We start from the raw sequence: 15,710 nt of genomic DNA on the forward strand, positions 1-15,710 counted from the left end.
CGACCATGTTGACGATCGACCTCCACACTCACATGCTGCCCGAGCGCTGGCCCGACTGGACGCAGCGCAGCGGCTATCCGGGCTGGATCGCGCTCGAGCGATTCGAGCGCGACGGCTGCCCCTGCGGACGCATGATCCGGCGCGAGGCGGGCGGGGGCGTCACAAACTTCCGCGAGGTGCGCGAGAACCTCTGGAGCCCCGCGGCCCGGCTGCGCGACATGGACGCGTGCGGCGTGCACGTCCAGGTGCTCAGCACCGTGCCGGTGATGTTCTCGTACTGGGCGCGCGCGACCGACGCGTACGACCTGGCGCGGCTGCTGAACGATCACATCGCGGAGGTCTGCCGCGCGGGGCCGCGGGTGGAGGTGGCGGAAGGTTCGCCGCGCGGGCCGGGGGTGGCGCGGCTTGTGGGGCTGGGGACGGTGCCGATGCAAGACCCCGGGCTGGCATGCCGCGAGGTGGAGCGGTGCGTGGGAGAACTGGGGCTGGCGGGGGTGCAGATCGGGACGAACGTGAACGGGGCGAACCTGGATGATCCGGGCGTGTTCGAGGTGCTGCGCGAGTGTGAGCGGGTGGGTGCGTGCGTGTTCGTGCACCCGTGGGACATGATGCGGAGCGCGGGCGGGAAGGACACCGGCGGGACGCCGGTGCCACCCATGCTCGGAGAGCGATACTCCAAGTACTGGGCGGCGTGGCTGGTGGGCATGCCGGTCGAGACGACGATGGCGATGATGGCGATGTTGTTCGGGGGCGTGCTGGATCGCCTGCCGCGGCTGCGGGTGTGCTTTGCGCACGGGGGGGGCTCCTTCCCGGGCACGATCGGACGGATCGCGCACGGGTTCGAATGCCGCCGGGATTTGTTTGCGGAGGAGGCGCGGCATCCGCGCGAGTATCTGGCGGGGGCGGGTGGGCCGGCGCGGATGTATGTTGATTCGCTGGTGCACGACGCCGACGCGCTGCGGCACGTGGTGCGGCTGTTCGGTGCCGCCCGCGTGGCGCTGGGGAGCGACTACCCGTTCCCGCTCGGCGAGGACCGCCCGGGGACGCTGGCGCGGGCGGTGCTCTCTGGAGACGAGCTGCGCGCGGTGCTGGGCGGCGCGGCGGCGGAGTTTCTGGGGATGTAGGGTGGTCGGTCTTTGGGGGGATGTAGGGTGGGAAGGACTCCCCACGGAGTGGGGAGGTACCCGGAAGGTACCCGGAAAAGACTCCCCGCGGAGCGGGGAGGTACGCAGGAGAAGACTCCCCGCGGAGCGGGGAGGTAGCCAGGAGGTATCCGGACAGGACTCCCCACGGAGTGGGGAGGTACCCAAGAGGTACCCAAGAGAGAATCAAGAGAAACCCGGAGCTATTCGATCACACGAACTTCGTCTTGCCGGGGACGGGGATTGGCGGCGTGGCGAGGTCGCCCCATTGCAGGTTCGGCGGCGTCAGGTCGAGCTCGCTGCTCATCGCCTGCTCCCAGGTGATGGGCTTGCCGGTGTACGCGCTCATGCGCGCCATGATCGCGGTGAGCGTCGATTCCGCGATGCGCACGCCCTCGTTGAGCGGCGTGCCGGAGGCGATGGCTTCGTAGAGGTGTTTGTGTTCGACCATGTAGGGATTGGGTTCGTCGCCGGTCCAGCGCCAGGCGTTGTCGCCGGTGAGCTGGGCGCGCCCCGGTGCGGTGACGGCCGTGCCGCGGGTGCCCTGGAAGCACTCTTCGACGCGGGATTGGCACCCGTCGATCTGCTGGCACATGCTGGTGACGATCGCGCCGTTGGGGTATTCGAAGACGATGGCGAAGTGATCGAAGACGTGCCCGTACGCCGCGTCGGTGCGGACCTGGCGCCCGCCCATCGCGCTCTGCACGCGGACGGGGTTGCCGAGGACCCAGTTGACGACGTCGATGTTGTGGACGTGCTGCTCGACGATGTGATCGCCCGAGAGCCAGGTGAAGTAGAGCCAGTTGCGCAGTTGCCACTCGGCGTCGGACCACTCGGGGCGGCGGGTGTGCATCCACAGGCCGCCCTGCATCCAGTAGCACTGGGCGCTGCGGACCTCGCCGATGTCGCCCCGGCGGATGCGTTCGATCGCCGCGAGATAGCACGCCTGGTGCCGGCGCTGGGTGCCGGCGACGACGCACAGCCCGTGCGCCTCGGCGGCGCGGCTTGCCTCGATCACCTTGCGCACGCCCACGGGGTCGACCGCGACGGGCTTCTCCATGAACACGTGCTTGCGCTTCTCGATCGCGTACGCGTAGTGCGCCGGGCGGAAGCCCGGGGGCGTCGCGAGGATGACCGAGTCCACGCCCGCGTCGATCACCTGGCGGTACGCGTCCCACCCGGTGAAGCACGTGGCGTCCGAGAGGCGGACGCGTTCGGACAAGTTGCCCTCGAGCTTCGTGAGCGACGAGCGGCAGGAGTCCACGCGCTCTTTCAGGACGTCGCCGATCGCGACGATCTCGGTATCGGGCGAGGCCTCGAGCGCGTTCTGGGCGGCGCCGGTGCCGCGCCCGCCGCAGCCGATGACGCCGATCCGCAGGCGCGAGGCGCGCCGGGCCGGGGCGGCGCCGAACGCGGGGAGCGTGCCGATGGCGGCGGCCCCGGCGATGACGGCGGACGCCTGCATGAACCGGCGGCGGGAGACGGGGTCGGGCGAGGATGGGCCGGGGAGTTGCGGTCCGGACATGGCGGCCTCCGACAGCGAGCGGCGCGGCACGCCGCCCGCCCGCGAACGCCGAGAGGGGAGGCCTGCCCGCGCCAGTCTACTGCGCGAGGCTACTGGGCGGGCGGGGTCAGCACCCGGATGTCGCCCTTCTTGCCCTCGATGAACACCTCGTCGGCCTCGGTCAGGAAGAACCCATGGTCCACCACGCCCGGGACGTGGTCGAGGGCGAGCGAGAGCTGCTCGACGTCGGCGGCCTCGGAGAATCGCATGTCGAACACCACGCCCCCGCCGTCGGAGACGAAGACCTCGCCGTCGAGCGTGCGCCGGAGCACGCCCGAGAGGCCCATCTCGCGCAGGCGGTTGCGGGTGCTGGCGATGCCGAAGGGGATGATCGTGACCGCGAGCAGCGCCCGCGTGCCCAGGCGCTGCACGAGCTTCTCTTCGCTCGCGAGATACACGCAGCGGCGCGAGACGGCGGCCAGCAGGCGCTGGCGCGTGATGGCGCCGTGCCCGCCCTTGAGCATGCGGAGCTGGTGATCGACCTCGTCCGCGCCGTCGAACGTGTAGTCGAGCGCCTCGATCTCGTTGAACGAGACCAGCGGGAGCCCGAGCTCCTTGGCGAGCGACTCGGACGCGAGGCTGGAGCACACGCAGTCGATGTCGAGCTTCTCGTCGCGCACGCGCCGGGCGAGGGCGCGGATCGCGCGGTTGGCCGTGCGCCCCGTGCCCAGGCCCACGATCATGCCCGACTGGATCGGCGCAACGGCCTCCAAGGCGAGGCGGTCGGTCCCGCCCGCGTGGTCGTGCACCCCGGGTTGGGAAGTTTCAGTCAAAGCGGATCCCCTGTGCGAGTTTGAGCTCGGTCCCGAAGTTCACAGTATTCGTCTGGCGGCGCATGTACGCCTTCCACGAGTCGCTGCCCGACTCGCGCCCGCCGCCGGTTTCCTTCTCGCCCCCGAAGGCCCCGCCGATCTCCGCGCCGCTGGTCCCGGCGTTGACGTTGGCGATGCCGCAGTCGCTGCCCGAGGCCGACAGGAACCGCTCGGCGCTGCGCACGCTGTCGGTGAAGATGGCGGACGACAGGCCCTGGGGCACGTCGTTCTGGAGCGCGATGGCCTGCTCGATCGCCTTGAACGTGAAGACGTAGAGGATGGGCGCGAACGTCTCCTCGCGCGAGATCGGGAGCAGGTTGCTCGCGGGCGCACGGACGATGGCCGGCGCCACGAAGTTGCCCCCCAGGCCCACGTCGGCGCGCGTGCCGCCGCAGAGCACGCGCCCGCCCTGGGTTGTGGCCGCGACGATGGCGTTGAGGAACATCTCGACGGCGTGCGCGTTGATGAGCGGGCCGACGAGCGTGCCTTCCTTCAGGGGGTCGCCCAGCCGGATCGTCTTGTACGCCGCGACCAGGCGGGCGCACACCTCGTCGGCGATCGACTCGTGCACGATGAGGCGGCGCGTCGTCGTGCAGCGCTGCCCCGCGGTGCCGACGGCGGCGAACACGATGGCGGGGATCGCGAGGTTGAGGTCGGCGGAGGCGTCCACGATCGCCGCGTTGTTCCCGCCCAACTCCAGGAGGCAGCGGCCCAGGCGCTCGGCGACGACCTGCCCGACGCGCTTGCCCATGCGGGTGGAGCCCGTGGCGGAGATGAGCGGCAGACGCCGGTCGGCGACGAGGCGCTCGCCGATCACCGGGTCGGTGCCGATGACGAGCTCGAACACGCCCGGATGCCCGTGGCGCCGGGCCACACGATCGGCGATGGCGTTGGTCGCGATGGCCGTAAGCGGGGCGAGCAGGCTGGGCTTCCAGACCACGGTGTCGCCGCAGACCGCCGCGAGCATGGCGTTCCACGCCCAGACGGCGTTGGGGAAGTTGAACGCCGAGATGACGCCGATGGGCCCCAGCGGGTGCCACTGCTCCATCAGCCGGTGGCTCGGGCGCTCGCTGGGCATCGTCAGCCCGTACAACTGGCGGGAGAGCCCCACCGCGAAGTCCGCGATGTCGACCGTCTCCTGCACCTCGCCCAGCCCTTCCTGCAGGATCTTGCCGACCTCGAGCGAGACAAGCGCGCCCAGGGCGGCCTTGTGCGCACGGAACTCGTCGCCGATCTCACGCACGATCTGCCCGCGCACCGGCGCCGGCACGTTCCGCCACTTCGGGAAAGCCTCGGTGGCGCGTCCGACGGCGGCCTCGTACGCCGCCTCGTCGTCGAGGCGCACCGTGGCGATCCGCTCGCCGGTCGCCGGGTTCGTAACGTGCACGCCCGCCCCTCCCGCGGCCAAGCGGGGGTCATCGGCGATGCCCAGTTGACGCAGAAGGTCGAGAGCCATCGCCTCACTCTATGCGCCGCCGGATTCGCCGCGCGGGCGATCGTCCGGGGGCGGGAGGTTGTCGAGCAGGCCCGCCACCCGGTCTCGAGAGGGGCTCTCGCCGTCCCGGACGTACGCCCCGCTCGTCGCGCAGCCCAGGGCCAGGCACGCCGCCAGACCCAGGCCCATCGCCTGCCCGGCGGCGACACCCGCGTTGAAATGGTCCCCCGCGCCGGTCGAGAGCACCGGCGCGCGCGTGAAGGGCCCGTCGAACCACGCGACCTCGCCCCGCCACGCGCCGGCGGCGCCCTCGCGCGGGTGCACGATCACCGCGTCGAACCCCAACGCCGCCCGCAGGTCCGACGCCAGCGCCGGCAGGCGTCGCGACGCCGGCGAGAGCGCGTCGGAGCGGACGGAGAACACAGCGGCGAGGCGCTCGGCCTCGGCCAGGTTCAGCCCCAGGGTGACGGACACCCCGGGCGTGTCCTCCAACTCCCGAAGCACTCGCATGGCGCGGCGGATGTCGTCGTCCACGCGCTTGGCCGGGTCCGACAGGTCGATGAACACGCGCCGTTCGCGCCCGTCGCCCGCCGGGCCCAGCACCTGCGTGCGAAGGCCGTCCCAGATGCCCTCGACCCCGCCCAGGAGCGACCAGTTCACCACGCCGATCACCGATGCGCCGCCGACAAACGCGCGCAGGCGGTCGATCCCCACGCGCTCCACGATCCGAGGCCACGTCACGTCCTGCACGCGGCTCGTGTCGTTCATCATCACCTTACCGTCGTCGAACTCCAGGCAGAGCGTGTGCCCCGGGCGGGCGATCGGCACGCAGCGCGCACACCGGGCCGCGAACGGCGCGAACACCGGGTCGATCGCGCCCGGGTCGCCCTCGACGCCGATCGCGCCGACGAACGACACCGGCGCGCCCAGCGCCATCAGCGCGTTCGCCATGAGCGGGCCGTTGCCCCCGAAGCGGTCCTCGAGCGTGACGCGCTCGATGTTCGTGCTGCGTCCGGCGGCGGCGGCGCACCGGGCCGCAAACTCCGGGATCGTCCGCAACGCCTCGAAGTCGTCCGCGCGAGAGGACCGGCGCGTCGCGACCAGTCGCGTGATCGAGTCCACGAATCCGTCGAACCCCACGAAGCACGCGGGCAGCTCGCCCCCGCGCAGGGCGGCGGCGGCGAGTCGCGCGATGGCCTGGCGATCGTTCATCGCGCGACGGTAGGACGACGCCCCGCGCTCGACGCGCCGGCCCTTGCGCGACGGCCCGTGCGCGCCGGTGCGACGCGTCTCCTCGCCCTCTACGCTCGGGGCCATGGAGTTGGTCGTCGCGAGCACGAACCCCGGCAAGGTCGCGGAGATCCGCGCGTTGCTGGCCGGCGCGTCGGACGAACGCGGGCGCGTGATCACCGTGCTGGGGCTGGACGATGTGCCCGGGGCGCCGTTCCCCGAGCCCGCCGAGACCGGCGCGACCTTTGAGGAGAACGCGCGGATCAAGGCGGAGGCCTACGCCGCGGCGACGGGGCGGCTCGTGCTCGCCGACGACTCAGGGCTGGAGATCGACGCGCTGGGCGGGCGGCCCGGGGTCATCTCCTCGCACTACTCGACCGACGGGCGCGAGACCGGCGCGACGCGTGCGCAGCGCGACGCGGCCAACATCGAACGCGTGCTGCAAGAGTTGGATGGCGTGCCCCCGCGGGCACGCACCGCGCGCTTCCGGTGCGTCATGGTGCTGGCGTCTGCGACGCTGCCTTCGGCGGGCCATTCAGGGCCCGCGCCTCGAGGAGCCAAACCCCGGGTGCTCTTTGTAACGTCGGGTACGTTCGAGGGTCGCATGGGCGTGCCGCCGGACGTGCCGCGGGGCGGCGGTGGGTTTGGGTACGACCCGGTCTTTCTGGTGGGGCCGGAGTACACGCGGACGAGCGCGGAGTTGACGGCGGAGGAGAAGAATGCGCGGAGCCACCGGGGTGCGGCACTGCGTGCGATGGCCGCGTTGCTGCGCGGCCAGGCCGGCGGGTTGTAACACACGTCACGGCTTGAACGGCGTGCGCGGCGGGGTGCCCCCCGGACCGGTCCGCTAGCCGCTGGTCATCATCCCCCGGACCGCCGGGCGAGAGCCCTCATTTCTTCGCACGCTCTGAGCGCCCGCACCTTGCGGGCTCGCCCGCGCGCCGGGTAATCTGCGGCGACTCGGAGATGCTCGCCATGGCCACCACCCCGCCCGCCCCGACCACGCCCCCCGCACCGCCCACGCCCGAGCAGCAGGCGCAGCAGGTCATCGGCGCGATCTCGCAGGCGCTGCTCAGCGGAAAGAGCCAGTCGAGCGTCGTGAAGCAACTCGTGAAGTCGGGCATGCCCGAGCAGAACGCCACGCTGCTCGTCGCCGACGTCGCGCGCCAGGTCGATCAATACAAGACAACGCCCGAGTACCGCGCCGAAAAGCGTCGCAAGGCCAAGCGGCACGTCGTCATCGGCATGTGCTGGTGCGTCGGCGGCATTGCGTTCACCGTCATCACCATCATGGCCTCCAGCGGCGGCAACGGCGGCATCCTCGCCTGGGGCGCCATCCTCTTCGGCGGCATCGAAGCGATCTACGGCCTGGTCACCTGGCTCGCCGCGTAAGGCGGTGCGCTACCCGAGCACTTTCCTGGCGCGGACGATGTAGGGAACGGCGCTGACGATCGTCGCGATAAGCGTGGTCCAGACGGCGATGTCGATGGCCAGCCGCCCGGCGGTGCCCTTCTTCACCTCGGTCACGCCCAGCATGACGAGGATGAAGGGGATGACGCAGGCCTGCAGGATCATCTTGAGTTTGCCGGACCAGTCGGCGGAAAAGTCCTTGCCCGCGGATTCGGCCACCGCGCGGATGCTCGTCACCAGCAGTTCGCGCCCGAGGATGATGACGACCATCCACGGCTCGACGCCGCTGACCTGGAAGTAGGGGCGCCCGGGCTCTTCGACGGCGAACCGCGGGCCGGCGAGCATGATGAAGGCGCCGACGACGAGGACCTTGTCGGCGAAGGGGTCCATGACGCGCCCGAAAACGCTGACGACGTTCCAGCGTCGGGCGAGCGGGCCGTCGATCGCGTCGGTGAGCGCGGCCAGGCCGAAGAGGGCCGCCGCCACGAGATACGCCGACACCGGGTGCCGGGGCGAGACGACCAACTCGCGGATGGGGTAGGTCCAGGTCGCGAGCAGGACGAAGAAGCCGGCGGCGATGACGAGGCGGAGGCAGGTGAGGAGGTTCGGCAGCGACTGCAGGAATGCGCCGACGCGCGGGGCCCCGCGCGACGGCTGTGCGGCGTGCGCGGCCGTCGCGGCGGCGTGGTCGTGCGATCCGGGCATCGGGCCATCCTAGACGGACGTCGGCCCGGCGCGGAAACGCAACGCGCGAACGACGCGAACCCCCTGCCGTCGCTCGCACCCGTTCGTGCGGGGCTCGTCCGGGACGACACGGAGGCGACAGCTCGCGCCGGTTGAAGCCGGGGCGGGCCCGATCTATCCTCTCGGCTCTTCCGGGCAGGCCGGGACGGATCAGAAACCTCGCGTGAACTCGATCGTCCATCCTCTGCTGATCTATGCGTTGTGCGTCGTGGGCGGCGCGGGCGTGTGCCTTGCGCTCCCGCGGGGCGGGCGTCTGCCGCAGATCTTGGGCGCCCTTCTGGCGGCGACCGTCGGCGGGGCCGCGATGCTGGTGCTGGCGATCGTCGGGGGCGAGCACCACGCGAGCATCTACTTCTATGTCTTTGCGTTCATTGCACTTGGCAGCGCTCTCCGCGTCATCACGCACCCGCGCCCGGTGTACGCGGCGTTGTACTTCATCCTGACGGTGCTGGCGTCGGCGGGGCTGTTCCTGCTGCTCTCGGCGGAGTTCATGGCCTTCGCGCTGGTCATCGTCTACGCGGGCGCCATCCTCATCACGTACCTGTTCGTCATCATGCTCGCCTCGCAGGCCCCGCACGAGGACGAGGTGGAAGTGCTGCGCGAGTACGACACGACGGCCCGCGAGCCGGTCGCCGCGACCGTCGCCGGGTTCATCCTGCTCGCCCTGCTCACGGGGATGATGTTCAAGGGAGTCCCCGGGCTGCCGGCCCCGAAGCCACCGATCAACGACGTGGTGCTCGAGCAGATGCCGGTGAAGGCCGAGCGGGCGTTGCGGGCCGCGGGGAAGCTGAAAGACGGGCAGACGGTCGCGATCGACTCGTTCGGCGGGACGATCGTGGTGAACGAGACGCTGGAGCGGATCGAGCGCAAGGACTGGCCCGAGTCGCTGCGGACGACGAACGTGGAGGCGCTGGGGTTCAACCTGCTGCGCGACCACCCGGGCACGATCGAGATCGCGGGCGTGATCCTGCTGATGGCGATGCTGGGCGCGGTGGTGCTGAGCCGCAAGCAGGTGCAGTTGGATGAGGAAGCGAAGCGATCGCAGGCGCACCGGCTGGGGCTGATGCCGCCGGACGGGGGTGGCGCGTGACGAACATGCTGGCGCAGAGCGGGTACCCGGACCTGATGGCGGGCGTGACGCTGGCGCACTACCTGGCGGTGTCGGCGATCATGTTCGTGCTGGGGCTGATCGGGTTCCTGACGCGTCGGAACCTGATCATCATGTTCCTGTGCACAGAACTGATGTTCCAGGCGGCCGGGATCGCGCTGGTGGCGTTCGGGCGGTACTACCTGGACTTTACCGGGCAGACGTTCGTGATCTTCATACTGACGGTCGCGGCGGCCGAGGCCGCCATGGCGCTGGCGCTCGTGGTGCTGCTGTTCCGCCGGAAGGAATCGCTGAACGCGGACGAGTGGCGGGAGATGAAGGGCTAGCTTTGGCCGCCCGGGCGAGCGCCGGGGCGTCGGGGGTGCGTGGTGCAGGCATTGGCGGACATTCTGACGCTCGCGAGCGTGGCGGCGCCGCCCGAGGCCGGGCACGCCGACGCGTACGCGCACGGGATTCCCAGGGCCGTCGCCGGCGCCGGGCTGATCCGGCTCATCCCCATCATCACGCTCGCCGCGACGGCGCTGTGCGGGGTGCTCGCGGCCCTGGGCAACCGGTCGCGGCTGCCCGCCTGGCTCAGCGTCGGGTCGCTGGCGGCGTGCTTCGCGGTCGTGCTGACGGTCTACCTGGGGCACGACGGCACGCCCAAGACGGCGCACCTGTTCGACTGGATCAACTTCTCGTGGAACGCGGGCGACGGATCGGGCAAGTCGCTCCAGCACAGCATCATCGCCGACTTCTCGTTCTACGTTGATTCGCTCACGCTGCTGTGGATGCTCTTCGTCACCGGGCTGGCGGCCCTCATCGGGCTCTACGCCGCCGAGTACATGGTGCACGACGTCGGCCCGGGCTACTGCCGCTTCTTCGCGTCGTTCAACCTCTTCGTCTTCTCGATGTCGTGCCTGGTGATGGGCGACAACCTGCTGCTCACGTTCCTCGGCTGGGAGGGCGTCGGGCTGTGCTCCTACCTGCTGATCGGGTACTTCTACACGAAGCCCGCGGCGGTGGCGGCGGCGAAGAAGGCGTTCATCGTCAACCGCATCGGCGACCTCGGCTTCGTCCTGGGCATCATGTCCACGTACCTGGTCTTCGGCACGCTGCAGCTCGACGAGCTGTTCGCCATGATCGGGCGCGGGGTCGACGCCTCCGGGCAGCCGATCGCCGGGACGTGGGTCGTCCAGGTCATCCCGTTCTTCTTCGCCATCGGCGCGTTCGGCAAGTCGGCGCAGATCCTCTTCTACGTGTGGCTGCCGGACGCGATGGAAGGCCCCACGCCGGTGTCGGCGCTCATCCACGCGGCGACGATGGTGACCGCCGGGGTGTTCCTGATCGCCCGCATGTACCCGCTGTTCGCGGCGGACGAGGCCAAGATGGCGCTCTCGTTCGTGGCGTGGGCGGGGGCGCTGACGGCGTTCTGGGCCGCCACCATCGAGATGGCGATCTTCGACATCAAGCGCGTGATGGGCTATTCCACCATCTCGCAGCTCGGGTTCATGTTCGCGGGGCTCGGGCTGCTCACGCCGCAGGGCGCCGCGTACCACACGTTCACGCACGCGTTCTTCAAGGCGACGCTCTTCCTGGGCGTCGGCGCCGTGATGCACGGCTTCGGCGGGCAGCTCGACCTGCGGCGGATGTCGGGCGTCGCGTGGATGAAGGGCTTCGGGCTCGTCGGGCTGGCGATGCTCATCGGCTCCATCAATCTCAGCGGCGTGCCCGGCACCGCGGGGTTCTTCTCCAAGGACATGATCCTCGCGCAGGGCTTCACCACGCCCGGCACCGCCGTGTGGGGCGCCTCGGGCGTCGCGTGGATCCTGCTCATCACCGCGGGGATGACCGCGTACTACACGTTCCGGACCTACTTCCGCGTGTACGTCGGGCCCAAGGAGTTCACCCCCGGCGACGACGCGGATCTGCTTGACCTGGGACGCCACCCCAAGGGCGAGCACGAGCACGGGCACGGGCACGGGCACGGGCATGGGCATGGGCACGGGCATCATGGATCGGCGCACCACGCGCGCACGCGCGTGGACTTCGACCCGACGACCGAGGAGTTCGACCCGCACCCGCCGGGCATGGCGATGAAGATCGCGATCGGGCTGGGCGCGGTGTTCACGATCCTGGCGGCGATCCCGTACTTCATGGGCGCGCACGGCGGCTGGGCCGCCCTCATGGTGGATTCGTCGTCGGCGCGCTACCACCCCGAGCACCACGAGTTCAACTTCCTGGGCATCACGAACCACAGCGCGATGTACGTGATCTCCGCGCTGGTCGGGGCGGTCGGGATGGCGATCGCGGCGTACCTGCACGGGCCCAAGGGCTGGCAGGGTCTGTTCCTGGGCAGCCGCACGAAGGCGGAGACCAGCCGCGCCGACGCGATCGTGCCCTATCTCGGCAAGATCGTCGGCCTGGCGCGGAACAAGTGGTACGTCGACGAGATCTACGACTTCGTGCTCGTGCGCCCGCTGCGGGCCTTCGCGCACGTCTTCCACTTCGTGGACCAGTGGATCGTGGACGGGCTGGTCAACGCGTTCGGGGCGGCCCCGGGCGCGACGGGGCGCACGCTCCGCCCGTCGCAGAGCGGCGAGCTGCACGGCTACGCCCTGTGGATGGCCGGCGGGCTCGCCGGGCTCCTGCTCATCGTGCTGCTGGTGGCGACGTGATGCGAGACACGCGGAACAACACGGGTAGTCCGGGCGGGGCGTCTTGGGCGCGCCACGCGGGAGGCACGCCGTGATACTGGGCGCACTCATCGTTGTCCCGCTGCTGTTCGCCGCGGTGGTGATCTGGGCGCCCGAGGCGCGGGCGAAGACCATCGCCCTGGCGGGCACGCTCGTCGCGATCGTGCTCGGGGCGTACGCGGCGGTGTCGTTCGACTGGGGCTACGCGGCCCGGTTCCAGTTCGGGAGCGAGAGGCCCCTGACCTGGATGGGCGAACTGGGGCTCAAGGTCTCGCTGGGCGTTGATTCGGTCGCGCTGCTGCTCGTGCTGCTGACGGTGCTGCTGGGCCCGATCTGCGTGCTGTGCTCGTGGACGGCCATCACCGAACGCGTGCGGACCTACTACGCCTGGCTCCTCGTGCTGCAGGCGGCGATGACCGGCGTCTTCTGCGCACGCGACATCATCCTCTTCTACGTCTGCTTCGAGTTCACGCTCGTGCCGATGTTCGTGCTGATCTCGCTGTACGGCTCGACCAACCGGCGCAAGGCGGCGGTCAAGTTCTTCTTGTACACGTTCACCGGCTCGGTCATCGCGCTCGCGGGGCTGTTGTACGTCGCGTGGTTCGCGACCACCACCAGCGGGGGCAAGGCCGCCGGGTGGACGTTCGACATCGCCACGCTCGAGGCGGCGGCCCGGGCCATGAGCCCGCGCGAGCAGGCGCTGGTCATGCTGGCGCTGCTGGCGGGGTTCGCGGTCAAGGTCCCGTTGTTCCCGGTGCACACCTGGCTCCCCCTGGCGCACACCGAGGCGCCCACGGCGGGCAGCGTGATCCTCGCGGGCGTGCTGCTGAAGCTGGGCACGTACGCGCTCTTCCGGTTCGTGCTGCCCTTCACGCCCGTCGCGGTGCTGCAGTACGCCCCGCTCATCGCGGTGCTGTGCATCGTCGGCATCCTGTACGCCGGGCTCATCTGCTGGGTGCAGACCGACGTCAAGAAGCTCGTCGCGTACTCGTCGGTGGCGCACCTGGGCTTCTGCGTGCTCGGGCTCTTCGCCCTCAACAACGCGGGCATCACCGGGTCCGTGCTCTACATGATCAACCACGGGCTCTCGACCGGGGCGCTCTTCCTGCTCATCGGCATGATGTACGAACGCCTGCACACGCGCTCCATGAAGGAGATCGGCGGGCTGGGCGCGTACATGCCCGTGTGGTCCACGTTCATGGTCTTCTTCGTGATGGCGAGCGTCGGCCTGCCCGGGCTCAACGGCTTCGTGAGCGAGTTCCTGTGCCTGCTGGGCGCCTTCCAGGCCAGCAGCGCCTGGGGCTCGGGCCTGTGGGGCTCGCTCGGCACGCCCGTGGGCGCCACGCCCGGCGACCTGGGCCCCTGGTTCGCCGCCATCGCGGGCGTCGGCATGATCGTCGCGGCGATGTACCTGCTCTACATGCTCGGACGCGTCGTGTGGGGCCCGCTGGTGCTGCCCAAGGGGCACGCGCACCACAGCGCGCACGCCGCAGATGGCGCGCACGCCGCGGGCGGCACGCATGGCCCATCCGGCACGCACGCGGGTGACGCGGCCCACGCCGGGCCCGCGCACGGGCCTGGACACGGGACCGACCACGCGCACACCGGGCTCCCGCGCGATCTCACCTCGCGCGAGATCGGGCTGCTCCTCCCGCTCGCGGCCCTGTGCCTGCTGCTGGGCCTGTACCCCAAGCCGCTGCTTGACACGCTCCAGCCCCCGATCGAACGCACCGTCGCGATCTACGAGAACGAGCTGCGCGAGCCGCAGGACACCATCCGCCGAGCCGCCGCGCAGCCGCAGGACGCCCGTGCCCAGGAGGCGACGCCATGACCGACCGCCTGGCGTTCCTGTACCCCGAGATGGCGCTCTTCGCGGGCACGTGCGTGGTCATGGTGCTGGGGCTGTCGCGCACGCTCCGCACGCGCAAGGCCTCGGCGAGCGTCGCGGCGGTGTCGCTCATCGTCGCCGGGTTCCTCGCGCTCGTCAGCACGCCCCGCCCGGGCGAAGCGTCGTGCCCGATCACGGGCATCGTCTTTGATCATGGCCTCACACCCGAGGCCGGGCAGGTGCTGCTGCCGAACCTCGCGCCGTTCATGAAGGTCGTCATCGCCGGCGTGGGCCTGCTGCTGCTGCTCACGATGGCGGGCACCGTCGACCGGCGCGACGAAGAGTCGATCGCCGCGGGAACCCGCACGTTCGATCCGCTCCGCAGCAACCGGGCGGAGTTCTACGCCTTCTTCCTGTTCTCGCTCACCGGGCTGATGCTCACCGCGTCGGCCGACGACCTCATCTGGCTCTTCCTGGCGCTCGAGCTCACCAGCCTGCCGACGTACATCATGGTCGCGGTCTCGACCTCGCGCAACCGCTCGCGCGAGGCCGGCGTCAAGTACTTCTTCCTCGGCGCGCTCGGCGCCGCCGTCTTCCTCTACGGCTTCGCGCTCATCTACGGCGGGACCGGGTCGACGAACCTCAACGAGATCGCCGCGGCGTGGCGCGACCAGGGCGTCGGCCCCATCTCGCTCGCGGGCATCCTCCTCGCCGTCGTCGGGCTTGCGTTCAAGATCGCCGCCGTCCCGATGCACTACTACACCCCCGACGTCTACGAGGGCGCGGCCCCGCAGGTCTCGGGGTTCCTCGCCTTCGTGCCCAAGGCCGCCGGGTTCATCGCCCTGCTCCTGGTCTGCGCGGCCGTCGGCTGGCGCTTCGGGGGCGATGCGCTGGGCGTGAACTCGCCGCTATCAAGCGCGGCGCCGGCGCCCGCACGCGGCGGCGGGGGCACGCAACTGCCCGAGGTGCTCCGCCTGACGCTCTGGGTCATGGCGGCGCTCACGATGACCGTGGGCAACGTCCTCGCCGTGCTCCAGAAGAACATCAAGCGTGTCCTCGCGTACTCCTCGATCGCGCACAGCGGGTACATGCTCGTCGGCGTCGTCGCCGGGCCCGTGGGCGAGACCTTCACCCGCAACGGCGTCGGGGCCGTGCTCTTCTACATCGCGGCGTACGGGGTCATGAACACCGGCGCGTTCGCGGTGCTGGCGGCCCTGGAGCGCGACCGCGACGCCTCGGGCGAGCCCGGCGAGGTCGAGACCTACGACGACCTCCGCGGGCTCTGCGCCGCGCGCCCGCTGCACGGCTGGACGTTTGTCGTCTGCAGTCTCAGCCTGCTCGGGTTGCCCCCGCTGCTGGGCTTCTTCGGCAAGCTCCCGCTGTTCACCGCCGGGATCGCCGCCAACGAGATCGCGCTCGTGGTGATCCTCGGCGTCAACTCCGCGATCGGCGCGTACTACTACCTGCGACTCGCGTTCACGCCGCTGCTCGAGCAGCCCGAAGACGGCGCCGAGCCCGTGCGGGTGGCGCCGTTCCGGGCGCGCACCATCGCGGGTGCGATCTCGGCGGGCGGCGTGCTGGTGCTCTCCGTGCTCGGCGGCCCGCTCATGCGGGCGTCATCGCAGGCCGCGACGACGAAGATGGCCGTCCCGCCCCGCGTGGAAACCTCCGACGCGCTCGGCGACGACGTCGCGCCGGTGCCCGTCAACGATCCGCGCAGCGCGACGCCCGACGCGGACGGGCACTGATCGCTCGCCCGACG

Annotated in this window: 13 protein-coding genes; 8 read left to right on the plus strand and 5 right to left on the minus strand. The window is 70.7% G+C overall.

What is annotated here, in order from left to right:
- Positions 1 to 5 precede the first annotated feature (5 nt).
- A complete protein-coding gene (locus tag SFY69_09670) occupies positions 6 to 1,124 on the plus strand; it encodes an amidohydrolase family protein (GenBank protein MDX2132307.1) in 1,119 nt (372 codons plus the stop codon).
- Between the two features lie 229 nt (positions 1,125 to 1,353).
- Here SFY69_09670 and SFY69_09675 read toward each other — a convergent pair whose 3' ends face one another.
- The 4 genes from SFY69_09675 to SFY69_09690 all read right to left on the minus strand — a co-directional run bounded on the left by SFY69_09675 (position 1,354) and on the right by SFY69_09690 (position 6,270).
- Entirely contained in the window at positions 1,354 to 2,667 is a 1,314-nt protein-coding gene (locus SFY69_09675; GenBank protein MDX2132308.1) for a Gfo/Idh/MocA family oxidoreductase, read from the minus strand.
- Positions 2,668 to 2,756: 89 nt separating this feature from the next.
- Complete coding sequence (rpiA, locus tag SFY69_09680) at positions 2,757 to 3,455, minus strand: ribose-5-phosphate isomerase RpiA (GenBank protein MDX2132309.1); 699 nt, start codon at positions 3,453 to 3,455, stop codon at positions 2,757 to 2,759.
- A 16-nt stretch (positions 3,456 to 3,471) separates the two neighbouring features.
- Positions 3,472 to 4,974 (minus strand): aldehyde dehydrogenase family protein, encoded by a 1,503-nt coding sequence (locus tag SFY69_09685; GenBank protein MDX2132310.1) that lies wholly within the window; start codon positions 4,972 to 4,974, stop codon positions 3,472 to 3,474.
- Between the two features lie 9 nt (positions 4,975 to 4,983).
- Entirely contained in the window at positions 4,984 to 6,270 is a 1,287-nt protein-coding gene (locus tag SFY69_09690; GenBank protein MDX2132311.1) for a PfkB family carbohydrate kinase, read from the minus strand.
- Here SFY69_09690 and SFY69_09695 point away from each other — a divergent pair.
- Both SFY69_09695 and SFY69_09700 read left to right on the plus strand, forming a co-directional pair.
- Positions 6,269 to 6,976: a non-canonical purine NTP pyrophosphatase gene (locus tag SFY69_09695; protein ID MDX2132312.1), complete on the plus strand. Its 708-nt coding sequence runs from the start codon at positions 6,269 to 6,271 to the stop codon at positions 6,974 to 6,976. The two genes, SFY69_09690 and SFY69_09695, sit on opposite strands and share 2 nt — an antisense overlap.
- A gap of 182 nt (positions 6,977 to 7,158) precedes the next feature.
- A complete protein-coding gene (locus SFY69_09700; protein MDX2132313.1) occupies positions 7,159 to 7,575 on the plus strand; it encodes a hypothetical protein in 417 nt (138 codons plus the stop codon).
- Between the two features lie 9 nt (positions 7,576 to 7,584).
- Here SFY69_09700 and SFY69_09705 read toward each other — a convergent pair whose 3' ends face one another.
- The gene (locus tag SFY69_09705) at positions 7,585 to 8,298 is read right to left on the minus strand and encodes a CDP-alcohol phosphatidyltransferase family protein (GenBank protein ID MDX2132314.1); all 714 of its coding nucleotides are present in this window, start codon (positions 8,296 to 8,298) and stop codon (positions 7,585 to 7,587) included.
- 202 nt (positions 8,299 to 8,500) lie between these two features.
- Between SFY69_09705 and SFY69_09710 the strand changes: the two genes are divergently transcribed.
- The 5 genes from SFY69_09710 to SFY69_09730 all read left to right on the plus strand — a co-directional run bounded on the left by SFY69_09710 (position 8,501) and on the right by SFY69_09730 (position 15,696).
- Positions 8,501 to 9,427: an NADH-quinone oxidoreductase subunit J gene (locus SFY69_09710; GenBank protein ID MDX2132315.1), complete on the plus strand. Its 927-nt coding sequence runs from the start codon at positions 8,501 to 8,503 to the stop codon at positions 9,425 to 9,427.
- A gap of 5 nt (positions 9,428 to 9,432) precedes the next feature.
- Positions 9,433 to 9,771 (plus strand): NADH-quinone oxidoreductase subunit NuoK, encoded by a 339-nt coding sequence (gene nuoK, locus SFY69_09715; GenBank protein MDX2132316.1) that lies wholly within the window; start codon positions 9,433 to 9,435, stop codon positions 9,769 to 9,771.
- A gap of 39 nt (positions 9,772 to 9,810) precedes the next feature.
- The gene (locus tag SFY69_09720; protein ID MDX2132317.1) at positions 9,811 to 12,102 is read left to right on the plus strand and encodes an NADH-quinone oxidoreductase subunit L; all 2,292 of its coding nucleotides are present in this window, start codon (positions 9,811 to 9,813) and stop codon (positions 12,100 to 12,102) included.
- A 70-nt stretch (positions 12,103 to 12,172) separates the two neighbouring features.
- Positions 12,173 to 13,951, plus strand: coding sequence for an NADH-quinone oxidoreductase subunit M (locus SFY69_09725; GenBank protein ID MDX2132318.1), 1,779 nt, complete (start codon positions 12,173 to 12,175; stop codon positions 13,949 to 13,951).
- Entirely contained in the window at positions 13,948 to 15,696 is a 1,749-nt protein-coding gene (locus tag SFY69_09730; GenBank protein MDX2132319.1) for an NADH-quinone oxidoreductase subunit N, read from the plus strand. Before SFY69_09725 ends, SFY69_09730 begins: the two co-directional genes overlap by 4 nt.
- Positions 15,697 to 15,710: the final 14 nt, after the last annotated feature.

The sequence above is a fragment of the Planctomycetota bacterium genome, assembly GCA_033763975.1.
GTDB lineage: Bacteria > Planctomycetota > Phycisphaerae > Phycisphaerales > UBA1924 > RI-211.